Source organism: Haloarcula argentinensis DSM 12282, from assembly GCA_000336895.1.
Classification (GTDB): domain Archaea; phylum Halobacteriota; class Halobacteria; order Halobacteriales; family Haloarculaceae; genus Haloarcula; species Haloarcula argentinensis.
Genome location: AOLX01000005.1, coordinates 194,992 through 219,482, shown reverse-complemented (window position 1 = coordinate 219,482; position 24,491 = coordinate 194,992). Strand labels below are relative to the sequence as shown.

Below are 24,491 nucleotides of genomic sequence, written 5' to 3'. Positions count from 1 at the left end.
GGCCTGTGACGGACTTTGTTATCTTTCGTTGGCGACGGTGTTGTTTATCCACAGGTCATAGCCGACGACAAGCGCCATGCCACTCGTCGGGATAATCAATAGCAGCCTGCCAGCGGGTGAGAAGTCAATGCCGGCCATCGAGAGACCGATGTATGCAACAGCCAGTACCGGTGGGACAGTGAGTGCGGCACCGAGTCGAGTACTGTCCGCCCGGAGGTAGCCAGTGCCCCAGCCGATGAGTCCCAGGAGTATGAGTGGGATCGCAAGAGCCCAGACGAGGAACGCGGTGAGCTCTCTCCCGATATCGTTTGTCCCGGCTGTTGTGAACAACAGCGTTCCGAGCAAACAGGCTCCGGCCCCAACGAGAGCACTGAATGCGGACACGCGCTGTAAGCGAGACATCGACACGCTGTCACGCCTGAGTACTGTGCCCAGCCCGATTAACAGCAGCGCATTCGCGCTTATGATGAGTCCCGGTCTGAGCGTCCGTTGTACCCAAATTGCGCTAAACGGCGGTGGGTTGAACACATACGAATCACCCGGCCGCGGTGTCGGCCAAAGTTCGAGCGGCACTGCGGTGATGAGCAGACAGATTGCACTCAACCCAAGCAGCGGACCGGCCAACCGATATGAGCGACGCCACATGGCAGGTCACTCACCTCCGAGGGCCACGACGGTTCCGTCCGGCGACACGCCCACGATTCCGCCATCGAGTACCGCCAGTGAGACTGCCTGATACTCGGTCGGATACTGCCATACTGCCTCGCCGAGACGCGTGGTGAACGCGGTGAGGCCATCATCAGACTGGAAAGTAAACACAGTGTCGTCAGCCGCGGCAGTCACCGCGCCACCGAGATTGACTTCCGAGCACCACCGGGGCTCTGGTGGTCCGTTTTCGACGCGGTCGAAGGCGAACGTCGCGCTGGCGGACTCTCCCGGGCGCTCGATCGCATACACGCTATCGGGCGTCACGACCGGGAACTCGAGTGATCGTCTGTCGTCGAGACGCCACTGCTCGGTCCCGTCGGTAAGTGACCGGCCTATCAGGTCGCCGTACGTGTTGCTCACATAGACGGTCCCATCAGAGACGACGGGATAGCCCTCAGGTCGGTCCGAGTGTTCCCACTGGACCTCGCCAGTTGCGGCGTCTACCGCCACTATCTCCTGTCCAGCAATAATCACGGTGTCGTCAGCTACGGCCAGCCTCGTCCCGTCGGCGGTTGCCGTCCACTGCCGGCGTCCGTCGTCGGTCGCAAATTTCGCTACCCCGTCAGTCGTGGGGACGAACAGGGCGTCGTCAGTCACCGCTGGAACGCCTGCCCCGGCCGTGTCGGTGTTTCGCCACGCAACTGCTCCGTCCGCAACCTCGAATGCAGTGATACCGTCTGTCGTCGCGAGAAAGACGCGACTGTTAGCTATCACCGGTGGCGCTGGTTCGTCTCCAATGTCGACCACTGACGGAACCGTCGCCGGTGTGAGATCGCGCTGCCACTGTTCTTCGCCGTCACGGAGCGATAGGGCGACGACACCGGTCGCTGTCGTTAGCACGACAGTTCCGTCGGCGACGACCACCGCGCTTGCACCGGTGGTTTCACCGTCACCGGACGATGTTGAAATATCTGCGTGCCATCTGACCGATGGTGTCGTGGTTTCCATCCCGACTGGCGCATAGCCCGTGTTCGTCGCGTCGAACCGCGGCAACGGCCACGAGCCGTCGGGCACTGTCTCGAAGCCGGAACTGTCGATATCCGGTTCGACTGTATGAGATGGGTCTGGTGCGCCGTCGTCAGGGCACGACGACGAACAGCCAGCGATACCGGCGACTGATCCGGTGGCGACCATTCCGAGGAATGTCCGCCGCAGCGTGGAGGGCATCGACTGCCTGTTCTGATAGCTCGATAAAAAATGTTAATACGATATCCCAACGTGCAAGAAATTCAACCACCGGTTGTCCAGAAGACTCATACACATTCTGAGCACAGTCTGAGAGACTCTCTACTATTATTCGAGGATTATTTCTCAGACAAACCAAACAAAAATTAAAAACCGTCCCCAGTAACGGTTCTATAGCCGAAACGACGCTCGCTACAATTGACGAACTACTGGAAGGCGTTTTCGACGACGGGGATGGCTCTGAAGCCCGATACAAACTCAAAAGTGCGCGACAACTTCTACAAGTAGTTCAAGAGCAACAGGATATCGCGGCCGAAGCCATCGATACTGCCGCCGAGGACGAAGATGTACTGAAAAACATCCGTTAAATCGGCTATACCGAGTGATGCGTAACTACTACTGTTTGCACAGAACAAGCCTTTTGTCTCTCTCAACCAAGTCTCCGGTATGACAGAAGACACTGCCGGGCAGCTTCGAGCGGAATTAGAGGCAGTTTTCACCAGCGCAGAGTACCCTGTCGAGGAACCGATGGAACTGGTGCCAGTGCTGCCGGACGGCCCAAGTACGACCTTCGAAGCAGGGGATGTCCGCGTCGGGGTGATGGATTTTGGTACAGAATACGCCGAGTATCAGGACTATCCCTACGAGACGGCTTCGGCCCTTATCGACGATCTGATGGCCGGCTTTCGGGAAGAAGGACTGTTTGACTGAGCCGAACTTTCCGTCTCACCTCTCCACGGGGTGACAGTCATCCGCTACCCAGCCAGTGGTAACGAACCCGTATCGACAACAGTTACTACAGTATTTGCGACTGGCTGTCTCAGGTCCCCACGTCATACCCCGCATCCTCCACAGCGGCGATAAGTTGTTCCGTGCTAACATCGCCGTCGACAGACACCTGATCGGCGTCTCTGTCGGCCTCTGCGTCCTTGACACCGGCGAGCGCCTCGGTGGCTTCTTCGACGGTCTGCTCACAGTGACCGCAACTCATCCCTTCGACGGTCAGGGTTGTGGACATAGTGTTTTAAACGAGGAAGGCATGGAACTTTTCGATTACGAATTAACTACCAAAAACCTAGCAAATAGCCTCGCAAACAACTGTCAGACATTCACAAACCTCGTTCGGAAGTGCTGTAATCTGGGCGGAACAGTTTGTGTTGTAACTGAAAGTCACAAGAGCTTTTTACTTGCTTGGTAACCTTGCACGTGGGTTCTGCTACTTGGCTCCACAGTCAGTGTGTGTCTCCCCCCGGCCACTGAGGTACCGGAGTGCAGAACCTGTCGTCGTGGTTGGCGACACGCAGTGGGTTGCACACAGTTTCTCCCACCCCACCCCCTGCAGCCCACTCATCCGTTGACCCGAGTTGTGGTCAGTGTGTCTTCCCTTATTGACAGAGAGACTGCCATGTACCGACTTTGGTGTTGTTGTGAGTAAACCAAGACCTGCGTTTTCAAGGGTCGCTCCCGGAGCACTGTGCTTGCAGTCGCTGCCATCCACCTCAGGCAACGAAGTGGCTAGCTATCAATTACTGAATATACACGATCGTCTGTCGTAGCTGTTGACCATTAGCACATACCTGACCGCATGACAACAACGCAAATACTGAACAAACCATATTAAATAATAGAGTATGTCTTTGCACCGTCCAGCGTGCACTAATCAAATTTGATAATTTCATGAACAGTAATATAATTTCTGAGCGTTTTTCAGAGGCATGGCAAATGGTAACATGACAGGTGCTGGAAACATTGGAAGCCGGGACACTACCGGCGGCGATGGTGGCTTCCTCTCGACCATCCCGGATGGGAGTTCAATTCCCGACGAAACGTGGCAACGCCGCCACAAATATTTCATCATCACAGTTCTGGTTCATATCCCGTTTCTGTTGATTCTAGGGCTCGTTGAGACGACGCAGAGTCCGATCATCGGCGCAGCCATCCCCGCCGTACCGACCGGACGGGTGCTGTTTCAGATTGGTCTCATTGCTGGGTTTGCGTTCGCCGCAGCCCTACCGCAACTCAGCCGTCGAGTGCGAACTGTGCTAGCGGTCACGGGACTCGCGTTCTGTACCGGCACGCTTGTGCACTTCAGCGGCGGGTACATTGAGGCACACTTCCACTTCTTCATCGCAATCGGCATCGCCGCAATCTATGAAGATTGGATTCCGTTCGGCATCGGCATCGCGTACGTCGTCGTGAGCCACATCATCTTCGGCATCATCGACCCCGCCTCAGTCTACAACCACACGGCAGCGCAACTGAACCCCATCGCTTGGGGCGCTATCCACGGCGGCTTCGTTGCAATGCTGGCGATCTCATTGACGATCCACCTGAGTTCCATCGAAAAGTCCCGTCAGAAGGCACAGACAGAGATTGAACGTGCCCGCGAACGGGCGAATAAGATCGATAATCTCGAAGAAGAGCGAGCCGAAATTGAACAGCAGCGCGAGGAAGCCCAACGTCTCAAAGACGAGGCCGAGCAGGAGCGTGAAGAGGTCGCTGCGCTCAACAGCCATCTCGAACTGAAGGCCCAGACGTACAAAGACGCAATGGAGGACATGGCAGACGGCGACTTCACAACGCGTGTTGATGCGGATAGTATGAACGATTCGATGGCTGAAATCGGCGTTGCGTTCAACGGTATGGCGGACGAACTCGAAGTGACGCTCGGCGAGATTCAGTCGTTCGCTGCTGCTGTCGATAGACAGGTCACGGAGTCGGATTCAGCACTGCAGGAAGTCGCGACGGCGAGCGACGGCGTGAGCGGCTCTATCCAGCAGATCGCTGCCGGCGCTGATGAACAGCGGGGAATGGTCGAAGAGGCGAGCGCCGAGGTGTCGAACTTCTCAGCGGCGGTCGAAGAGATCGCGGCGTCGGCTGATGAAGTCGCACAGACTTCTGCCGAGACCGCAACAATCGCGACCGATGGGCAGTCACTCGCCGAAGACACGCTAACTGATGCGAAAGATGTCAAGGCGTCTATCGACGAAACGGTGGAGACAGTAACCGAACTCGACGACCAGATGGCAGAGATCGCGACAATTGTCGATTTCATCTCCGATATTGCCGAACAGACGAATATGCTGGCGCTGAACGCGAACATCGAAGCGGCCCGCGCTGGGAACTCAGGGACCGGAGATGCAGGCGACGGCTTCGCTGTTGTGGCTGACGAGGTCAAGACACTGGCCGACGAGACCCAGGAGTCTGCGGGGAACATCCGAACCCGAATCGAGAACATTCAGGACCAGACCGGCACTGTCGTCAGTCAGGTTGAACGGGCGAGTGAGCTAGTGGAAAAAGAGATCGAAGCCGTTGAGCGGTCCGTTACTGCGTTCGAACGCGTTGCTGAGAACGCCGCGGAAACCGATACCGGTGTCCAAGAAATCAGCGACACGACTGATAGCCAGGCAGCGACCAGTGAAGGTGTCGTGTCGATGATCGACGAGGTCGCGGATATTAGTGTCGAGTCGGCAGACGAAACTGAATCTGTGTCCGCGACAGTCGAAGAACAAACTGCTTCGATCAACGAAGTGAGCAATCGGATGGAGTCGCTGTCCGACCAGGCACAACAGCTCGAAACGCTGGTCGGGTCGTTCAGCGTCAGAACCGATGTCGCTCAGTCACAGTAAGTAGGGACCCGAATTTCTAGTTTCCGCCTGCATCAACTACCGTAGCCTGCGACCACTGACGAACCGCGCGCTTACTCCGACTCGGAAACGCCAACAGTGAGGACCGGAACGGACGACTTCGTGACGACCTTCTGTGCCGTGCTCCCGAGCATATTCTGTTCATACTTGTCTGCCTGCGTTCCCATCGTAATCAGATCAATATCGGCGTCTTCAACGTACGACACAATGTTGTCTGCTGGTTTGCCCCGCTGGGTCGCTGTCGAGACTTCGATTCCTTCCTGTTCCAGTGTGTCCCGGACTGCCGACGTGGCTTCTTCGCCCTCCGCTCGGAGGTTCTCAAGCACTTCGTCCTGCATCTCGTCATCCATCGACAAGAACGCCCGGTCGTCGATGACATACAGCGCGTGGACGGTGACATCCCGCCCGTCGGCAATATCGATTGTGTGTTCCAGTACCTGCTGCATTGACGCACTCCCATCCGTTGGAACGAGAATATCGCTATACATCGTTCGTACAAATCAAGTTGCGACAAACATCCCTTTCGATTCTGTTCAGGCATCGCAAATACGACAGTTATAATACGAGTGTGGCGGACAATGCTCGGTTTCGGCCTGATTAGCACCGGTTCAGAGATAGCCGAGTCGCTCCAGCCGTGACTGGAGATCTATGTCGTCAAAGCCATCGATGTCGTATTCTGCCATTTCATCTTCCCCGGCGGCGAGTTGGGTGATTTCGAGTGTCTCACTGTGCGCTGCGGAGTCAGCGATAACGTCCGAGGGCGCGCGGTCAATAGGTGTGTCGTCGCTGGGTTCGGATCGTCGGCCCCGCACGACAGCTTCGTACTCATCCTCTCCCCACGCTGCGCGCTTGTAGACGGTGTCGCCAGGCCCGTCAAGATACACGAGTGATGCAGCCTGTCGGAATCGATCCGGTTCGTCAGTGTACTCCTCGGCGTACTCCGCCGTCTGTCCGGTGGGCGGTGACTGGTATGCAGTCGTTTGCCCATCAGGTGCGACGAACCACCCGGTGTCGTCCGCTTCGCCGTCAAAGGCAGCCAACACAGCGTCGGGAAACCGTGACAGCGTCGCTAGGGACTCGATTCGCCGCCCCTCGGTCTGCCCCGGTCCGCGGACGACCAGCGGGACGTGAAACAGTTCCTCCTGCGTGCCCATGCCGTGCATGACGGCCGGTGGCTCTGTGGCCGCCTGTGGCGGCTCTCCGAACCCATCACCGTGGTCCGACGTGATGACCACGAGCGTCTCGTCCAGAACGCCTCGCGCCTCTAGATCACCGATGATTTGCTCCAGAATGGCGTCAGTCTGCCGAATCGCCCCATCGTACAGCGGTTCGAGTAGTTGTCCGATGCCCGCTGGGAGTTGCTCCCCGTAGACGCTCCACTCCCACTTGATCGGGAGTTCGTCGTGCATTGCCCAGTAAAAGTCCGCGCCCCACTCATCGTAGGCGTCCCGCGTCGCGTACGGCATATGCGCATCCATCAGATTCAGGCACGCAACCCAGGACTCCGATTGCTCGTCGATCCACTCCGTCAGCCTGTCAGCGTACCAGAACCCGTCGACACCGTTGCGGGTCTCGGACGGATCGTCAACGTCTGTCGAGTCGGGCCGTTCCGTGACGACGGACTCGAAGCTATCACTGAGGCCGGACGGGTGAACCGTAAGATACGGGTTCTCGGTGAACACGCCGGTTTCGTAGCCTTCCCCATCGAGGAAATCAAAGATGGTCTGCCCGGGTTCCAGCCGTTCGGTTATCTGGAGTTTATGGCCCTCGGATGGAACACCGGTGAACAGGCTCGTATGGGCCGGCAGCGACCAGCTCGCGGTCGTCCGTGCCTGCGTGTACACTGTCGCCTCCCGAGCGAATTCTTCCAGAAAGGGTGTGGTCTTGCGCCGGTGACCTAACAACGAGGTGTTCGCCGCGCGGACGCAGTCGAGAACGACGAGTAACACGTTTGGCCGACCCATTGTCAAACTTTAGAAGGTGTCCACGGCAAAAGTATGTTCTGTATCGGGATTTTCATTGTCGTGCTGGTAGACAGTACCTACTCGCCGGGGAGTCGATAGCCTCGGTGTACAGAACTAACTGCCTCCCCGTCATTGGACGGGATCGATTTTGTGTCAGTGAGCGCACACTCCAGTCCTCACTGCCGCCAGAAACCATCACCGCTGTTAGTACTGTTCGGCGGGATTTTACAATCAAATAGGCGATACCAAAATAATCAACACACAGTGTGCCAGACTCCGCGTGAGTATATTTTATATGGGTCGACAGTCTGATGAGTAATACGTGGTCAAGTCAACGGTTCGGTTCCCTGAAGCGGTGATGGACTGCGTCGAGGAGATGGTAGAAGAGGGTGTCTTCTCGAACAAGTCCGAGTTTCAGCGGTTCGCCGTTGAGTACGTCCTTTCGGAAATCGAGGACTACGAACCCGAGATGGTTGATTTCGACGAGCTACAGAAAGAGGTCTTCCAGCACCAACCGGCTTCCAGTGGGGCCGAGATGTCGCCGGAGATCAACGAGAACTTCTACGAGAACGCTGCTCGCGTCCGACAGTTCGCGATTCGTGGTGACATCGAGACCGCAGAGGAGTACATCGACACTGCGTACCCCGTGACAGACCCTCGCTGCTTACTGCTTGACGACTTGCTCGAATCCTATCGACAGCACGACACCGAAGACGAATAGTCGCTTCCTGGGGCCGATACTCGGTTACCGTACTCCGGAGCGTCAGTCGTCGTCAGCGCGGGCCTCTGGCGTCTCAGCCGAGCGTGGCCCGGCGGCGTGACCCTCGTGTGCCAGCGCCGTCGCGAACAGTTCTTCCGAGACAGCGGGCACCTCCACATCTTCGACCGCTCCCTCGGACTCGATGTCTTCGACTGAACGCGGGTACTTCCTGAGGTCCTTGTGGATAGCGATGCCCGCATCCGCGCCCTCGCCCATCGCGACTGGAATCTGGTTGTGACCTGGCGTCAGGTCTCCGACTGCGTAGATCCCGTCGATACTGGTCTCGCCGTGGTCGTCGACGGCCACCGTCCCGTCGTCGTTTCTATCGACTCTCAGCTCGTCGGCCAGTTCCGCGTGATAGTCCGAACCGAGCATCGGGAAGCCGCCCTTGTACTCCCGGACGCTTCCGTCCTCGAATTCGTACGCTGATAGCCAGCCGTCGTCGTCGGTTTGCTTGCCGGACAACTCTGTCTCGACGACCTCGACCGGGTGATTGTCGAGCATCGTCTGCGTCTCGTCGCTCCATTCCGGCTCCTCGCCGCGAGTCAGGACGTCCACGTCGTCAGTGTAGTTCAGCATAATCATCGCGACGTGGGCCGCGGCTTCGCCGGTCCCCATGACGAACACCGGCTCGCCGACGAACATGAACGCGTCACAGTGGAGACACCAGTGGAGCCCTTTCCCGGTGCGTGGCAGCGGCGGGTCCGGACGCTCGTCGGCGAACCCGGTCGCCAAGACGACCCGCTTGACCACCAGTTCGCCGTCGCTCGTCGTCACCGTGAAGCCGTCCTCGTCGCCGAGAGGCTCAACAGACTCCACGAAACCTCGTTCGTAGGTGCCGCCGTAATCCTGCACCTGTTCGCGTGCTGTCTCCAGGAACTCGTTCCCCGAAACGTCCTCGGTGACGCCGATGACGTTGTGCGTGTCGGTCATCATTGCAGCGCGGCCCCCACCGCGGTTGATGACAATCGTGTCCATTCCCAGTCGGGTGGTGTATAGTGCACTCGTCAGCCCGGCCGGCCCGCCGCCGACCACGACCACATCATAGTCGAACTGCCCATCAGTATACATTAGCATAAAACACGTGCTCAAGGAATAAAAACAGCAGAACAGCGGCTACTTACACACCCATCTCTCGCTGGTGAGCCATTTCGCGAGCAACGCGACCGACAGGCTCTCTGGCCCCTGTCTCACCCAGGACCGAGGGCTGCGATGTCGGCCCCGACCGTCGCCTGTGCATCAGCTGGGTTCGGATCACTGTCAGCCAGATGCGTCCACTCGTGGGCGGGCAGCGCCGACAGGTGGTCAGTGATCGCTGTGCTGTACGGCGTCGCTTTCACAGTGCTCTCTTTGCTACCCCAGATGTGGTTGATGACGGTCATCGAATCGATGCGGATCTCGACCGATTCCGGATCACATCGTGCCACCAGTGCTTGCAGCCCGAGCTGGAGGGCAGCGTATTCGGCGACGTTGTTGTTCGTCCGGGAGCCGATCGGACGCCCGAGTCGGGCGATCTCCGTCTCATCAGCCTGAATCACAGCACCGGCCCCGGCCGGCCCGTTACTGTGTGCGCTGCCGTCCACATAGAGAACTACCTGTGACGCGGCGGAAGTAGCCGCGCTCTGCTGTGCCAGGGGCGGGCCAGATTCGATAAGCTCGTCGATTGCGGTCCGTATTTCAGCAGCAGTGGTCTCCGGGTCGAACAGGCCACCGTAGCCAGCGACGGCAGCATTGATCGCATCGATAGCGGGGGTGAGTTCGTATCGATACAGGGCCAGCAGTTCGTCGACCCGTGTCGCCAGCGGCGAGAGTGTCTCCGCTGGCAGACGCTCTCTGTCACCTGCCGGCTGATCGTGACGGTCCATCAGTAGAGTGTAACTGCGGGCGAGTAAAAGACACTTCGCCGCGACAGGCCCAAAACGGCCGAACACATACTACAGCTATCGGGTGATGACTGCGCCAACGCTACTCGTGAGCCAATCCGGACAGCTCACGCAGGGGCTGTCTGCGATTGTTTCGGCACACAGCGACGGACCGGTTACCACGTTCGTCACCGACCGTTCGGAGGACAACCAGTACTACCTTTCGCCTGCAACTGTCGAAGCCGTCGAGCAGCGCTGTTCCGACTCCGACAACGGGCCCGTGACTGTGGTTGTTGACGGTGAGATGCATCCGGGACAGAGCGTTGATTTGCAGACGCGACTTTCGCCGGTCACGGTTCGAGATAAGCGTGCCGCAGTCTGGAAGTGGCTTGGCGAAGCGAACCCTGTTGCAGCGACGTGTCTGGAACTCCAGCAGGCTCGGATTGCCCGCCGCGCGGCCGCCGCCGAGCAGCGCGACGCAGCGGACCGGGGTCCATCTGGGACAAGTGGCTCCGTCGAAGCACATGACGAACGGATACAGGAGCTACGGGACACACTCGAAAAGCGACGAACAGCGGCCCGCCAGCGGCTCCAGACCAGCTACTCGTCCGTCGACGGCCGGATAGTGCTGCTCGGTCGGGTTAGCGCTCCGACGACCCCCATCTGGGCTGCCCTCACTGAAACAACTGCAACCGCTACTGTTGGCCGACCGGCCCAGCCGACGACTGCGACGGCGACAGTCGGGCCGCATACGCTGGCGGTGACCGACACGCCCGGAATCCCCGGCAGCCACGGTGTCCCGGACTGGCTACGCAGCGCCATCCCCGGCTTAACAGCGGCAATTGAACAGGCCACGTGCGTGCTGGGCGTCGGTAAGGACTGTGAGCCCCTGCTCACCGCAGTGGTCGAGGAGTTCGATGACCGGTGCCGAACCCTGCCATCCGACACCGAGTCCGCGGCCCGCGACACGCTTGACGCACTGCTCGAAACGTCGGAGTTTGCGGTCAAACTCCCCTACAGTGACGCCGCACACGCGCTTGTGTCGGACTTACACGGGGAAGCGACCGTGCACGCAACTGAATACGACGATGCGATTTATGTTCGTGTGGAGGTGTCACAGGCAGCAGCGCGTGACCTCCGCCGCCGCGTCTCGGAAGTTGACGGTGATGTACAGCCGTACAATTCCAGTGAGTGATGCACTAGCTGTGACGCACTTGTCCGGTCGCGTTGGCCTCGCCTCCAGTTATAGTAGCGACGACAATCGTACTGTCTGCTCTCCCGCACGAACAGTGTTATCCTCCCGGAGAACCATCTGTCCTGTATGGGTCAGACGACGCTCACTGGGGTCGACATTGCGTCGCTTCGGGAGACGTATCTACGGAAGGTCACTGAAACCCTCCCGGCGCGAGCACGGGCGAGCGGGGACTGGCCAATTCACCGAGACCACTGTTTCAGCCGCGTCGTCTTGGATACCGTGTTTGAAGACGAGTGGTACGACCACGTCAACGGGCGGCCGGCGTACGAACACCTCTCTGTGGCGGAACTCACGCGAGCTATCGACATCGCCGACTGGATGCTTGCGGAGGGCCGGCCTGCGGTTGTCGAACTGAACAATAACTCACTTCGGTGGCGTGGAAAACTCGAGTAGCAGATACCGTACAGTACCCAGCGGTTGCCGCGTTGCTTGCTCCAATGACTGGAACTTTCGGATGGGAGCCAAAATAAGCCGTCGCTGCCTACCGGACAGATATCTGATGAATATCGACCGGATCGAAGTAAGCCATACCGCTGCAGAGAAAGCCGACCGATATCTCACGCCAAAACAACTCAAGACCGTACTGCGGGACCACACTGGGTACGTGTGCCGACGCGCGTCACCGAACCACGACGACCTGTACCCGGACAACGAATTTACACTGCGCGGTGAGTTTTACGGACTACAGCTTGACATCGTGTTCGCCGTCGAAAGCGACCACGTCGCAGTCATCACACAGATGTCACAGCACAGTGATAGCCTGCGCGGACAGTTCTACGAGTACGTTGGCGACACCGCCGAGGACGCCGTCGAACACGCCCGGTCATAGAGTGACTGATTCTGCGGGCTGGCCGCGGCTGGGACCGCAGTTAACAGCACTGCGACCGTAGCTGTGGCCACGATGGACAGACGGACCTTCCTTGCTGCGAGCGGGCTCACGGTTGCAGGGACACTCGCGGGTTGTAGTGCTCCCAGTGACAACCAACAAGGCGACGGCGATACAGCCACGGATTCCGGGCAGACCGACGACTCAGCGACCGCTGTGACTGTCGAGACCGTCGTCGATGGACTCGAATCCCCATGGAACATCACCCCGCTGCCTGATAGCTCGCAATTGTTGGTCACAGAGCGCGTCGGCCGCGTGGTGCTGGTCGATCCGGCCGACGGTACGGTCATGCCTGTCACTGGCGCACCATCGGTGTACGCGAGCGGCCAGGGCGGGATGCTCGATGCGGCGTTGCATCCAGACTTTCCGGACCCGGCGTGGGTGTATCTGACATATTCGAAAGCCAGCGATAGCGGTGAATCGGCAACACATCTGGGTCGTGGTCGCCTGAACGCGGCTGACGCGCAGTTCGATAGCTTTGAACAACTGCACGTTGCGGAGCCGTTCGTCAACTCCGACGGGCACTTCGGGTCCCGCGTCGTGTTCGGCCCGGACGAGTTGGTGTACATGACTGTCGGCGACAGGCAGTTCAAGGACTTTGGACCCGACCACGTTGCTCAGGACAGGACGAACGAGCTTGGGACCACGCTTCGGTTGACACCCTCGGGTGGTATTCCCGATGCGAACCCGTTCACCGACGACCCGGACGCGGTCGATTCGATATTCAGCTACGGCCACCGCAACGCCCAGGGGATGACCGTCCACCCCGACACGGGAGCTATCTGGCAGACTGAGTTCGGTGAACAGGACGGCGACGAAATCAACATCGTCGAACGGGGCGCGAACTACGGCTGGCCGGTCGCCGACGAGGGCTGTACCTACGGCAGCGGCGACCCAATCGGCGTCAGCCACGCGGACCGCGACGACGTCGTGGCACCAGTGTATTCGTGGGACTGCGGATCAGGTGGGTTCCCGCCCAGCGGCGCGACTTTCTACACCGGTGACGCTTTCCCGGAGTGGACCGGCGACTTGCTCGTCGGCGGGCTGGCATCGCAATACCTCGCCCGGTTCACCGTCGACGGGCGAACGGTCGAGGAAGCGACGCCTCTCCTCGCCGACCGAGGGTGGCGCATCCGTGATGTCGTCGTCGAACCCGAGACTGGGAACGTCCTTGCTGCCATCGACTCGCCGGACGCACCCATCGTCCGACTCCGCCCTGCCAGAAGCGGCTGATTCGGCGACAACCGTGTGGTTCGGCGACCTGTGCCCGTGATCTGAATCGGTGTTGGAGCGATACATCAACGGTGAATGGGACCGTTCTGGTCCCATACTCCCACAAATCTCTATCGATTAGACTCGGTCAGTGAGCCCCGTACCGCGGCATTTTTGCTTCTGAATCCGCTACACTGGCTGTGAACCAGACTGCGATTCTGCACGCCGCGTTCGGAGTACTGATCGTCGCAGGGTTCCTCGTTTCGGCACCACTGAGCTATGGCCTGTACGGGCTGGGGGCTGCGTGTTTCATCGCCGGCATCGTACTCGCTCGATTGGATAGCGAGGAGTCGGAAGCCGCGGACACCGTCTAGCCGCGGACCTGCGATGGATGGTGACCAGTGTGGACTGTAGCGATTGTGGGACGCTCGCCGTCCCAACATACCTGCTGTGAGTATGTACCGACTGGTGTCTGCCCGGTCACGCTTCCTGTAGTCGACCACCGTCGACGGCCACGTTCTGACCGGAAATGTAGGCAGCCGCGTCACTACAGAAAAACAGAATCGGTGCCGCAACGTCCTCGAATGTGGCTGGCCGCCCGCGCGGGTACTCCGATACGTCCACCACCGTGTTCTCGACCGCAAAGGGCGACACGGCGTTGACCGTAATCCCGTCGTCCTGTGTATCGTACGCCAGTGTGCGCGTAAACTGCAGGACGGCTTTTTTCGCTGCGAAGTACGGGAAGTTCATCGGCACTGCCCTGTCATCACGCGCGTCCGCCACGCCGAAGTTGATAATCCGCCCCCAGCCGGCTGACCGCATTGACGGGAGCGCTCGCTGCGAGCACAGATACGTCGAATACAGACACCCTTCAACAGCGGTTTTCCATTCGTCGAGGGATAGCTCGTCCCACCGCCCCTGTGGGAGCGGACCGACTGCGTTGACCAAGATCTCGACATCGCCAAGTTCCGATTCACAGTCCGAGAACAGCGAATCAACGGCATCGGGATCCGTTACGTCGCCTTCCACGGTCGTTGCCTCGACGCCGTGGGCCCGTGCGTCGGCTGCTGTCTCCGCCGCCGCTTCTTCGCTCGTCCGGTAATGCACGGCGACATCGGCACCGGCAGCCGCCAACTCGAGGAGCATCTCTCGGCCGACACGCTTCGCAGACCCTGTCACAAGAGCAGTACACCCGTCTAGCTCCGGCTGAATTGCTACCACTTCTCAATATACCGCTGTGTTAATCAAAAATGCGCGGGTACTCGCAACGCTTGATGACCGACTGCTGTCCTGTCATGAACTCTCTCGTACTGGAAACAGCCCTGTGAGTTCGCTACGTGGCTCGGTCGCAAATAACCGTTACCAGCCATTCCGTTATACTCGCACAGACAGTAGCACGACCATGGCGAAACGACCCGAAGAACGGGCCGGCGTCGCGGACATTGACTGCACGGGCATGCAGGCGCTCGTGACTGGATCGACCAGCGGTATCGGGCGCGAAGCGGCGCTGTCTCTGGGCCACCTCGGGGCGGATGTAATCGTGCACGGCCGAGACGCTGACGCAGGTGCAACAGTTGTCTCTGAACTGTCGGAGTCGGGCGTTGACGCAGCGTTCGTCGAAGCCGACTTCGCCGCTATCGATGAGGTTCGGTCCCTCGCAGCCACCGTCCGTGACGAAACAGACGGGCTTGATATACTCGTGAACAACGCCGGCGGACTGTTCCGTCAGGGTCGGCTTACGGAGATAGGTGTTGAATATACATTCCACGTCAATCACCTTGCGCCGTATCTACTGACCGCAGAGCTACTCGACCATCTCAACGCTGGCGCTCGCGTCGTCACAACTGCCTCAAGCGCTCACAGAGGGACATCGCTTGACCTAGATCGGGTGACCACTGTCGACAACTACAGAGAGACGTGGGCATACGGTCATTCGAAGCTCGCGAACGTACTGTTTGCGACGGAGTTGGCGCGCCGACTCGAGGACGCAGGCCGGGATGTCGTTTCGAACTGTCTCCACCCGGGAGCAATCCCCGGGAGCGGGTTCAGCCGGTTCCTTCCCGGCCCGATCCCACAGTTCGTCAAACTCTTCGATGCTGTACCGGGAGTCACGTCTGTCGAAGACGGCGCAGCCGAAATCCTCCATCTCGCCGTGTCCCGCCGGACCGGCAATATCTCCGGACGGTACTTCGCCGGCCAGCGCCCGGCGACACCCTCAAACGCTGCTCGGGACCAGGCGGCTGCACGCCGGCTCTGGCGGCAAAGTGCCGACCTGCTGGGAATCGATGTGCCACTCGGCGACGTGCAATCGTCTGTACAGACTGACAACTAACTGTCGAGGGAGTTCGCAGGACTGCTGATCGGGGGTTTCGCGTGCCGAACTCTCTAGGCGCGATATGGGTACGATTCAGTGTGTCTCAGGCGTCTGATTCATCAGTGTCGCTGTGCCCGCCATCGCTACCACCGTTGTCTTCGCTGTCAGTCCCAGTATCACTGTCAGGGTCGGCTGACGCGTCTTCATGCTCGTTTTCTGCTACGTCTTCGTCTGACCCACTCTCGGTGTCATCATCCTCGTGCTCCGCGTCTGATGTCTCAATCGTAATCGGCTCATCGCTGTGCGTCTCGTGGCCGGTCGCTGCGTCCTTTGCTGCAGCACCAGCGACGTATCCAGTGGTCCCACCGATGAGTCCGCCGATCATAGCGCCGGGGATCCCGCCGCGCTTTAGCCCACTCACCGTTCCGACGAATCCGCCGACAAGCGAGAGCGCCGCAGGATTCGGCTCAGTGGCTGGCGTCTCTGTGGCGTCGTGATGTTCTGGTGCCATACTAAACAGTATGTTCTGGAGACACAAATGGTGTCGCACGGCCGACACCAGACGAATCAAACGTCAACGTCCGCACAGCGAACGCCACTCCAGTGGTCGCTTCCCCGTCGGTCGCTGTCTGTTTACTCTTGTTGCGCGATAACGGCCACGAGTGGGTCGTTTTCTGGTTGCGCTGTAATTGTCTCCGTTACTGTCAGCCCGCCCGCATCACAGTACGCCTCGACCAGCGTTGTGCGCTCGTCCATGTCAGCAACGCGCCACGCCCGGACCGCTTTCGTGGGAAACATCCGGTTGGTGAAGCTGATGACGACACGGCCCTGCGGTGCCAGAATTCGGTCGAACTCACTGAACACAGCACCCGGATACTGGAGGTACTGGACCGAGAGCGCGCACAACACTGCGTCGAACGCGTCGTCATCGAGCGGCAGGGACTGCTCATGGTTGAGGTCCTGCACGAACCATTCGTCGAGTGCGTCGTTGGCTGTAAGCTCAGCTTCGTTGAGGCCGTGACCGACAGTCCGACCGTAGTCCTCGTCCGGCAGGTGTGAGACCCAACTGCTCATACAGTCGAAGATGCGGTCGCCGGGGGAGAGTACCGACGCGTAGATGATTGTCAACTTCTCTATGAAGCCATCGTCGGCGTGTGTCACGAACCGCGGGCTATCGTAGAACGCTCCGTCATCGCCTTCATCACGCCGAGACCGCCCCAGCGAGGTGAGAACCGACGCCATACTACTGGTTAGAGCTCCATCAAAAAAACCCGAACGGCGGCCAAAATGGTGACCCTCTCCACACCGAGCGTACAGAGGGTCTATCAATTGCTGATGGCTATCCTGTGACCCCTTTTCGCGTCATCCGAGCCAGCGTCTACTGGCCGACACACCACCCCCCAAGTACATTCCACCAACGGAGTACAACAACAGCGATTGAGCCGTATACCGCGGCGGTGGTCAGTCGTCGGCCGGCGTCTCGGCTTCCTCCGTGGGACCGAGCGGTTCCTTGGGCTTGATCGGGTCCCCTGATTCCAGTCCCTTTTCTGCGAGTGCCATGCTCCCCATGACCTCGATGATGAGACGGTTGGCCAGCCCGCTGGTGACGCCGCCGTTGTAGGAACTACTGTCGCTGGTGTCGTAGGCCGGGGAGACTTCGACCACGTCGAAGCCGAAGTCCTCGGGATCGAGGGCCTTCACAACCTCGCGGACCATGTAGATGGCTTCCCGCGGAACGAGGCCGCCGGGTTCGGGTTCGCCGGTGCCGGGTGCGTAGGCCGGCTCCATCACGTCCACGTCGAAAGAGACCCACACTGCGTCGGTCCCGTCAGTAGCTCGCTGGACCGCGTCGGCGACGATATCGTCGAGGTCCATCCCGCCGACATCCATGGAGGTGTACCACTTCATGTCGGCCTCTCGCATCTCCTCGTAGGTGTCCGGACCGGGCCAGAACCCACGCGGACCGATGAGCGTGTAGTTCTCCCCGGCCATGAGGCCGTCGTCGAAGACCCTCTTGACCCACGCTCCGTGGTCGTACTCGAAGCCGGTCAGGCCCTCGTCGCCCGTGTCTGCGTGACAGTCGAAGTGGATGAGGCCGATGTCGTCGTAGTCGTTCGCCTCGGCCCAGCCCTTGATGTCTGGGTAGGAAATAGAGTGGTCACCGCCGATGACAATGGGCGTGGCCTGCTCGCTGATCTCGTAGACCGCGTCCTCGATGTTCAGCTGGCTCTGACGGGTGTCCCCAGGCGAGACGGCTGCATCGCCGGTGTCGGCCACGCTAAACGTGTCAAAGGGGTCGATACCAGTCTCGATGTTGAAGTGCTCGTAAGGGGGCGAGGGGACCGTCGAGGCAGCCCGGACCGCACGCGGGCCGTAGCGGGTGCCCGGACGGATAGTCGTCGCCGTATCCAGCGGCGCACCGAGAATACCGATGTCGACATCCTCTTCATCGAGCGCGTCGCGTTCGACCTCTGGGAGTTTGAGGAACGTCGGGATGCCGCTGAAAATGGGTTCGTTCGCTTCTTTGTGCTTTTCCCCGTAGATGTCATCGCCGTTTCGATCAGTCATGATATGGTGGTTTCCCGGGCTCGAACTGGCTGAACCCGGCGTGGTTATCGACAAAAGTAGATGATTGCGAACTACGGATAAGCGTTCCTTCGGATGTGTAAAACCCACTCCTATGACCACGAGTGGACATGTACCGTTCGAGTTTCCTTAAGGAATTTAATGCTGGTTCGACCCTCTCGGTCAGGAGTTACTCCCCGGTGACTAGCGAGGGGTCGTTCCGGAAGGCCAGATGTGTCGCAACCGAAAGGCTGTCGCGGGCGTGTCTGGCGCTACGTTCGAGCAGGACCACAGCGCGCTGGAGCGCCAGCAACGGTTCGGGACGTTCGGCTTCGAGGTGGGCGTTCAGTTCGGCGATCCTGTCATCGACCAGGTCGAACGCGGCGCGGGCGTCTTCGGTCGCGTCGTAGTCGGGGGTCGTCACTGCCGACCGGGTCGCGCTTGCGGCGTCATCGAGCGCGTCCCCGAGTTCGGTGAGCTTCGAGGCGGTCCGTTGGTCGGGCGTCGCCGAGTCGCTCGCCAGCCCCGCGATCTCGATGGCCGTGTCGGCCATCAACACCACGTCCTGTGCGACCGAGCGGTACCCGATCAGTGGAAAGCCTGTCTCCAGCCCGACAGTCTGGTTCAGTCGCGGGTTCCGGTAGATAGTAAACACCAGACGCAGGAACAGGTAAAACAGCTTCTCGACCTGGGCCTGGCGGCTCTCCACCGTCTCGATGAGGGCCGTGTCACCCTCGATGAGCGCGGAAATCGCGTCCCCACGTATCACCGCCTCGGTGCGACTAAGTCGGCCCAGCAGCGTCGGGAGGTCGAAGTCCTCGGGCGCGACCGAGCATCGCACTGTCACCGTTGTTTCGGCCTGTTCAACAATACCTAGCCCCATTAGTCGGCGCTCGGCATTCATGACGGCGGTGCGGTGTTCAGTCCCCAGCGGTGCCGTCGCCTCGACTCTGATGAGCTGTCGACCAAGAACGTACTGCGTGATGATGGCCCGCTCCAGCGCGTCAGGGGTCAGCGCGTCGGCGTCGATGGTCGCCTCCACGTCCTCGATAGTGGGCTGTTCGGGGACGACGAGCAGCGACCCACCATTTTCGTCGCGCTGGACAATGACCTCGTCACCCTTCGAGATGTCGTGTTGCCGTGCCCAGTCGACGGGCACTGTCACCGCCAGCGTGGACGAGCCCAGCTGCTGGACTTTCCGTTTCATTCGAATCGGATCGGGCGTCACCGCGCACCACTCCTATGAATTTTCGAAACGTCCATCAATTCCTCTATGTTTTATCTAATTAGGACGCATTTTCTACTTCCGGTTGAAACAAATTCTTCGCATGCGCAAGAAACTGAACAATGTATAAGTACTCACTCAGTTAAGGTATTAAAACAGTCTTAGGAGTTACACACCGTACATGTGTCCACTAACATACTCCTACAGTCCATGCTCGTTGCGGGATAACTCTACTGTGTAAACAATACTGTCATAATCGCTTTATGTAGTGCTCAAAACGAAACTGATGTGACTGGATACCGTCCGGCCCGGAACCAATCTGGGCGTAAAACTGTGGAATCGGGCTACAGAGGCGACGATAGTTGTTCAATCGTCAACAGTGGTGGTTCGCCGTGAGCGTCATCCTCTACGGGCTCGCCGCCACCATCGTGACGATGATGGCCATCGGGTTCTACGTCGCGAAGAAAGTTAACGGCGACAGCATCAACTACATCGTCGCCGGCCGGGGACTCATTCTCCCGTTAGCTGCAGCGACGCTGATGGCACAGTCGCTTGACTCGAACGCGACGCTTGGCAACACCGACCTCGCAGCAGGCTTTGGCTTCTGGGCCGGCGCGGCACTGCCTGTCGGGTTGGCGCTCTGTCTGTTCCTCACCGGACTGTTCTTTGCGAAGCCGATGAACCGACTCAACCTCACGACCCTGCCGGACTTCTACCGCCGGAAGTACGGTCGGACCGCCGAGATCGTCGCAAGCATCATCATGTCCGTCGCCTATGCGTTCCTGCTTGCGGGGAACCTCGTTGCCGGTGGGTACCTCTTCCAGATTTTCGTTGGGACGAGCTTCCAGCTGGGTGTGTTCATCATCGCCGGACTCGTGCTCGCGTACACCGTCGCAGGCGGACTGTTCTCGGTCGCCTACACGGACGTGTTACAGGCGGGCGTCGCGTTCATCGGCTCCATCGCGCTCATCGTCTACGTCACGACGAACTACGGCATCACGATTCCATCCGGGATGGGGCCAACGAACCTCGGGCAGCTCACCGACCCGAGTCAAGGGGCGTACATCAACCTTGCCACCATCGTCGCCCTCGGCCTCGGTGACATTGTCGCCATCGACTTCATGGAGCGGGTGTTTGCGGCTGACAGCCCTGAGACTGCACAGAAAGCCTGCTTCATCGGGGCCGCTGGTACGCTGATCATCGGTGTCCCGTTCTCGGTTGTCGCGCTGTCGGCGAACCCGATTCTCGCCTCCCTCGGTGTCGAGGCCGGGAACCAAGCCGTGCTGTACACGCTCCTGCAAAATGCTGTCCCACCGTGGCTGGCCGCACTCGTCCTCGCAGGTATCGTTGCTGCCTCGTTCTCGACGAGCGACGGGGCGATTCTGGGAACGTCGGCAGTCATTGCCCGGAACATTGGTAATATCCGCGTCGACGAGGAGAGTACCGCCAGCCCGGCAGCCGCCGCGGACGGCGGCGTCGACGAGGGCTTCTTCGGTTCGGAGAGTGACAAGCTGCTCACCGTCACGCGTCTGATGTCGGTCCCGATAACGCTACTTGGCGTGTTCCTCGCGATACGGGTCTCCGCGACTGGAATGTTGCTCGTGCTGGCGTTCGATATCATGCTGGCGGGCGCGTTCGTCCCGCTGGTGATGGGGCTGTACTGGTCCGATATCGCGACCACGCCAGCAGCACTGGGCTCGATGATCGCCGGCTCCGCCACCCGTCTCGTGCTCTTTGTGATGGTACCGACGACCTACGCCTACGAGAACACGCTCCTGTACATCCCTAACGACATCTTCACTGCCGCTTTCGACGGCCTGCCGACGTTCATCGCCGCCGCGGTGGGACTCGTGGCATTCCTCGTCATCGCTTTCGTCACCAAGGACGACTACCCAATATACAGCGTCGAGAAACAGAGCAACCCCAACATCGTGGCCGGCGGCGAGGAAGACTGAGTAGATACCGCTTTACCGCCAGCGCTTCCGATTTCACTGTCGACCACCCCACACCAGCCCCGAGTTGACGCACTCAGACCAGTTATCTCAGATGAGCCGTGGCAGTCTGGCCGGCTCTTCGTGGGATGTTTCTCCCATCACTGGGACCTCTTGCCAATTAAATAACCCCAGTCGGAACAGCCGGTAACTGTAGGGCTCCCCGTGTGGGGCAAACACGACGAGCGCGAACCGGTCACGGATGTTCCGTCGGTCGGTGCCCGTCAGACCGGACGGCGTCGACGCCGACGTGTGTGAGTGATAGAACACGCGAGGCTCCGGCGGAACCTGATCGGTTGCCGTGGCAGCGAACCGACGCCGCGGCCTCGGTGAAACATTTTCAAGCGGCACGTGATCGGTCGCATACAACTGGTCATCCTGTAGCGTACACGCGAGGTATCCCCCGGCCTCGTGGGGATGAGTTGCTGCTATATGCGCCGCTATCGCGTCTCGAATGTCGTCGGGAACCGTGAGCGCTCGGGCCCGATGACTGAAAGGCACAGTACCCATAGCAGGTGACCGAGACATAGAGTTGTTTCGGCTGGCCAAACGGTAGTGTGTGGCCACCTCACTGGCTTCCGGAGCCGCAAGCGGGGTTTCGTAAGCCCACAGAGATGGTTCCCTATGTGGCGCTACGCTTATGTCGCCGGCCTGTTCATCCAGTTCACTCGCGCTGTGGCCTGCGGAGTCGGCACGCATTTCGTCGGCGGTTTTATCGGGTAGGTGATACAATTTCTAGCATATGGTTGACCAGCCTGTCGATGTCGACGCAGTGGGCGAGAACATCGCCGGTGAGGCACCTGCTGAGGAGCCGGCAGCCGTCACCGACGACGCAGTCGTCCACGACGACGACGTTGAACTAGAACGGACTATCGGGCTGGTCGGCGGGCTGGCAATCGGGATCGGGACGATGATCGGGGCCGGAATCTTCGTCTTTCCGGGGCTGGCGGCTGCCAACGCTGGGCTCGCAGCCACACTCTCGTTCGCAATCGGCGGGCTGATCGCGTTACTCGTGGCGCTTCCCACCTCTGAACTCGCCACGGCGATGCCACGAAGCGGTGGCGGGTACTACTTCATCTCGCGCGGAATGGGGACGGCATACGGCGCAATCGTGGGTCTCGGGCTGTGGCTCGGACTGATGTTCGCCTCGGCGTTCTATCTGGTCGGCCTTGGTCACTACGCGAGCGCTGTGTTCGCCGAGCTCAACGTCGCGCTCCCGTTCAGTCCGGTTATCGGCATCGGGTTGCTGTTCGGGGCTGCACTGACTGCATTGAGTATCGGTGGCACAGAAAACACCGCGAAGATTCAGAACGTGGTGGTGGGGGTCCTCCTCGTGGTACTTACGGTATTTCTCTCCTACGGTGTCCTCGACGCCGTGGGCGTGTTCGGTGGCGGCACCGTTCCGGAGCAGTTCTTCTCCAGAGGGTACTTCCCGGTGTTGACGACCGCTGCGCTCGTGTTCACGTCGTATCTGGGGTTCGCCCAGGTCGCCACTGTCGCGGGCGAAATCAAACAGCCGGGGCGGAATCTCCCACTGGCGATGGTAGGGTCGGTCCTGATCGTAACTGTGTTCTACGTTGTCACGATTTTCGTCGCGACCAGCGCGTTCGGCGCTGACCGTCTGGGGGAATTCGGGGAGACAGCGATGGTCGAAGTTGCCCGTGACTTCCTTGGGTTGCCCGGGGCAGTCGCGATTCTGGGTGCCGGTCTGTTGGCGACGTTTTCCAGCGCGAACGCGTCGATCCTCAGTGCCTCGCGGGCGGTATATGCGCTGAGCCGCGATGCCTTACTTCCCAGAAAGGCGAGCGAGGTCAACCTCCGGTACGGCACGCCACATATCGCATTGCTCTCTGCTGGCGGCCCGATCCTCGTCCTCGTCGCGACTGGTCGGGTCGAACTTCTGGCCGAAGTCGCCTCCTTTCTCCATCTGATTATGTACGGGCTGATGTGTATCGCCCTGCTCGTGTTGCGGCGTCGGAACCCGGAGTGGTACTCGCCCAGCTACCGAGTGCCGGGCTATCCGGTGGTCCCGGCCGTGGGTGCGCTTGCGAGTTTCGGATTGATCGCCTTCATGCAGCCTGCGTCAATCGGCATTGGCATCGTAGTCATGCTCGCCTCGTACCTCTGGTACCGTTATTACGCTGGGGACGTGATACTCAAGGGGGATATCTGAATATGACCGACCGTCTATCGATACTCGTTCCGATCCGCGTTCTCGAGGGAGAATCGGTCCCGGAGGGTGTCCCAGAACTGCTCGCCCATGCGCACGTTGTCCTGCTGGGGTATCACGTCATCCCGGAGCAGACTGCGCCCGGACAGGCCCGGATGCAGTTTGAGGACCGGGCCACGGAACGGCTCGATGAGTACGAGGAGATGTTCGAGGACGCCGGGGCAACCGTCGAGCGGCGACTCGTGTTCACACACGACGGCCAGAAGACCATCGATCGCATGATTGCCGAGCACGACTGCATGGCTGTTCTCGTTCCGAACGCTACAGGCCCGGTCGAGGATGTACTGGTCCCAGTCCGTGGGGCTATCGGCGTTGACCGTCTCGCCCGTGTCGTCGCCAATGTGTTCGGGGACATGGACGCCGACGTGACGTTATATCACGTTGCGGACGAAGACACAACGGACGACGATATCCAGACACTGCTTGGCGGAATGGCGGACCGGTTGGCGGAGTTCGGTATGGACCCGTCGACTATCGAGACGCGGATCGACCGCGACCAGAATCCCCTTGACGCAATTGTCGACGTTGCTGATGCGTTTGACACGGTTGTGATGGGTGAAACCGACCCGTCGCTGTCGACGTTCGTGTTCGGGATGCCAGCTGATCAGGTCGCGAACCGGTTCCTCGGGCCGGTGTTCGTGGTGCAACGTGAACGCGCTGAAGAGGACGAGTAACTCTCCCTGATTC

The 24,491-nt window shown here is 59.8% G+C and carries 25 protein-coding genes; 12 read left to right on the top strand and 13 right to left on the bottom strand.

Translation table 11 applies throughout. The features are described from left to right. Positions 1–18: 18 nt before the first annotated feature. Complete coding sequence (locus tag C443_RS01670) at positions 19–345, bottom strand: hypothetical protein (RefSeq protein ID WP_005533177.1); 327 nt, start codon at positions 343–345, stop codon at positions 19–21. A gap of 306 nt (positions 346–651) precedes the next feature. Then, entirely contained in the window at positions 652–1,842 is a 1,191-nt protein-coding gene (locus C443_RS01665) for an outer membrane protein assembly factor BamB family protein (protein WP_005533175.1), read from the bottom strand. A gap of 498 nt (positions 1,843–2,340) precedes the next feature. Between C443_RS01665 and C443_RS01660 the strand changes: the two genes are divergently transcribed. After that, positions 2,341–2,604, top strand: coding sequence for an MTH865 family protein (locus C443_RS01660; RefSeq protein ID WP_005533173.1), 264 nt, complete (start codon positions 2,341–2,343; stop codon positions 2,602–2,604). A 109-nt stretch (positions 2,605–2,713) separates the two neighbouring features. On the opposite strand, the gene C443_RS01655 is transcribed toward C443_RS01660, so the two are convergent. Further along, on the bottom strand, positions 2,714–2,911 hold the full coding sequence (locus C443_RS01655; protein ID WP_005533171.1) for a heavy-metal-associated domain-containing protein: 198 nt from the start codon (positions 2,909–2,911) through the stop codon (positions 2,714–2,716). Positions 2,912–3,623: 712 nt separating this feature from the next. On the opposite strand from C443_RS01655, the gene C443_RS01650 reads away from it, so the two are divergent. After that, the gene (locus C443_RS01650) at positions 3,624–5,522 is read left to right on the top strand and encodes a methyl-accepting chemotaxis protein (RefSeq protein ID WP_005533170.1); all 1,899 of its coding nucleotides are present in this window, start codon (positions 3,624–3,626) and stop codon (positions 5,520–5,522) included. A gap of 71 nt (positions 5,523–5,593) precedes the next feature. Here C443_RS01650 and C443_RS01645 read toward each other — a convergent pair whose 3' ends face one another. Further along, positions 5,594–6,028: a universal stress protein gene (locus tag C443_RS01645; RefSeq protein ID WP_049943817.1), complete on the bottom strand. Its 435-nt coding sequence runs from the start codon at positions 6,026–6,028 to the stop codon at positions 5,594–5,596. A 120-nt stretch (positions 6,029–6,148) separates the two neighbouring features. Beyond that, a complete protein-coding gene (locus C443_RS01640) occupies positions 6,149–7,504 on the bottom strand; it encodes a sulfatase (protein ID WP_005533165.1) in 1,356 nt (451 codons plus the stop codon). 322 nt (positions 7,505–7,826) lie between these two features. Between C443_RS01640 and C443_RS01635 the strand changes: the two genes are divergently transcribed. Further along, entirely contained in the window at positions 7,827–8,225 is a 399-nt protein-coding gene (locus tag C443_RS01635) for a ribbon-helix-helix domain-containing protein (RefSeq protein WP_049943816.1), read from the top strand. Positions 8,226–8,267: 42 nt separating this feature from the next. Here C443_RS01635 and C443_RS01630 read toward each other — a convergent pair whose 3' ends face one another. Together C443_RS01630 and C443_RS01625 are read right to left on the bottom strand one after the other, a co-directional pair. After that, on the bottom strand, positions 8,268–9,335 hold the full coding sequence (locus C443_RS01630; RefSeq protein ID WP_005533160.1) for an NAD(P)/FAD-dependent oxidoreductase: 1,068 nt from the start codon (positions 9,333–9,335) through the stop codon (positions 8,268–8,270). Between the two features lie 119 nt (positions 9,336–9,454). Further along, positions 9,455–10,129 carry a ribonuclease HI family protein gene (locus C443_RS01625; protein ID WP_005533159.1) on the bottom strand — a complete coding sequence of 225 codons (675 nt, stop codon included), beginning with the start codon at positions 10,127–10,129 and terminating at the stop codon, positions 9,455–9,457. Between the two features lie 85 nt (positions 10,130–10,214). Between C443_RS01625 and C443_RS01620 the strand changes: the two genes are divergently transcribed. From C443_RS01620 to C443_RS21565, 5 genes are all read left to right on the top strand, one after another. After that, on the top strand, positions 10,215–11,321 hold the full coding sequence (locus tag C443_RS01620) for a hypothetical protein (protein WP_005533158.1): 1,107 nt from the start codon (positions 10,215–10,217) through the stop codon (positions 11,319–11,321). A 126-nt stretch (positions 11,322–11,447) separates the two neighbouring features. After that, positions 11,448–11,774, top strand: a complete 327-nt coding sequence (locus C443_RS01615) for a hypothetical protein (RefSeq protein ID WP_005533157.1) — start codon at positions 11,448–11,450, stop codon at positions 11,772–11,774. 106 nt (positions 11,775–11,880) lie between these two features. Then, positions 11,881–12,210: a hypothetical protein gene (locus C443_RS01610; protein ID WP_005533156.1), complete on the top strand. Its 330-nt coding sequence runs from the start codon at positions 11,881–11,883 to the stop codon at positions 12,208–12,210. Between the two features lie 72 nt (positions 12,211–12,282). After that, positions 12,283–13,500: a PQQ-dependent sugar dehydrogenase gene (locus C443_RS01605; RefSeq protein WP_005533155.1), complete on the top strand. Its 1,218-nt coding sequence runs from the start codon at positions 12,283–12,285 to the stop codon at positions 13,498–13,500. Positions 13,501–13,679: 179 nt separating this feature from the next. Beyond that, positions 13,680–13,853: a hypothetical protein gene (locus tag C443_RS21565; RefSeq protein ID WP_005533154.1), complete on the top strand. Its 174-nt coding sequence runs from the start codon at positions 13,680–13,682 to the stop codon at positions 13,851–13,853. A gap of 106 nt (positions 13,854–13,959) precedes the next feature. Here C443_RS21565 and C443_RS01600 read toward each other — a convergent pair whose 3' ends face one another. After that, a complete protein-coding gene (locus C443_RS01600) occupies positions 13,960–14,658 on the bottom strand; it encodes an SDR family NAD(P)-dependent oxidoreductase (protein WP_311241328.1) in 699 nt (232 codons plus the stop codon). Positions 14,659–14,881: 223 nt separating this feature from the next. On the opposite strand from C443_RS01600, the gene C443_RS01595 reads away from it, so the two are divergent. After that, complete coding sequence (locus C443_RS01595) at positions 14,882–15,811, top strand: SDR family NAD(P)-dependent oxidoreductase (protein ID WP_005533152.1); 930 nt, start codon at positions 14,882–14,884, stop codon at positions 15,809–15,811. Positions 15,812–15,896: 85 nt separating this feature from the next. Here C443_RS01595 and C443_RS01590 read toward each other — a convergent pair whose 3' ends face one another. The 4 genes from C443_RS01590 to C443_RS01575 all read right to left on the bottom strand — a co-directional run bounded on the left by C443_RS01590 (position 15,897) and on the right by C443_RS01575 (position 19,565). After that, positions 15,897–16,304, bottom strand: coding sequence for a hypothetical protein (locus C443_RS01590; RefSeq protein ID WP_005533150.1), 408 nt, complete (start codon positions 16,302–16,304; stop codon positions 15,897–15,899). Positions 16,305–16,426: 122 nt separating this feature from the next. Next, on the bottom strand, positions 16,427–17,035 hold the full coding sequence (locus C443_RS01585; RefSeq protein ID WP_005533149.1) for a class I SAM-dependent methyltransferase: 609 nt from the start codon (positions 17,033–17,035) through the stop codon (positions 16,427–16,429). Between the two features lie 219 nt (positions 17,036–17,254). Next, positions 17,255–18,361: an agmatinase family protein gene (locus tag C443_RS01580; protein ID WP_005533147.1), complete on the bottom strand. Its 1,107-nt coding sequence runs from the start codon at positions 18,359–18,361 to the stop codon at positions 17,255–17,257. A 187-nt stretch (positions 18,362–18,548) separates the two neighbouring features. Beyond that, a complete protein-coding gene (locus C443_RS01575) occupies positions 18,549–19,565 on the bottom strand; it encodes an AbrB/MazE/SpoVT family DNA-binding domain-containing protein (protein ID WP_005533145.1) in 1,017 nt (338 codons plus the stop codon). A gap of 410 nt (positions 19,566–19,975) precedes the next feature. Here C443_RS01575 and C443_RS01570 point away from each other — a divergent pair, with 410 nt between their 5' ends. Beyond that, entirely contained in the window at positions 19,976–21,538 is a 1,563-nt protein-coding gene (locus C443_RS01570; RefSeq protein ID WP_005533143.1) for a sodium:solute symporter family protein, read from the top strand. Positions 21,539–21,625: 87 nt separating this feature from the next. Here the strand turns inward: C443_RS01570 and C443_RS20625 are convergent, their stop codons facing one another. Beyond that, positions 21,626–22,102, bottom strand: coding sequence for a Mov34/MPN/PAD-1 family protein (locus tag C443_RS20625; protein ID WP_005533141.1), 477 nt, complete (start codon positions 22,100–22,102; stop codon positions 21,626–21,628). Between the two features lie 214 nt (positions 22,103–22,316). On the opposite strand from C443_RS20625, the gene C443_RS01565 reads away from it, so the two are divergent. Together C443_RS01565 and C443_RS01560 are read left to right on the top strand one after the other, a co-directional pair. Further along, positions 22,317–23,747 (top strand): APC family permease, encoded by a 1,431-nt coding sequence (locus C443_RS01565; RefSeq protein ID WP_005533139.1) that lies wholly within the window; start codon positions 22,317–22,319, stop codon positions 23,745–23,747. A gap of 2 nt (positions 23,748–23,749) precedes the next feature. Next, positions 23,750–24,478 (top strand): universal stress protein, encoded by a 729-nt coding sequence (locus C443_RS01560; RefSeq protein ID WP_005533137.1) that lies wholly within the window; start codon positions 23,750–23,752, stop codon positions 24,476–24,478. The last annotated feature ends 13 nt before the right edge of the window (positions 24,479–24,491 follow it).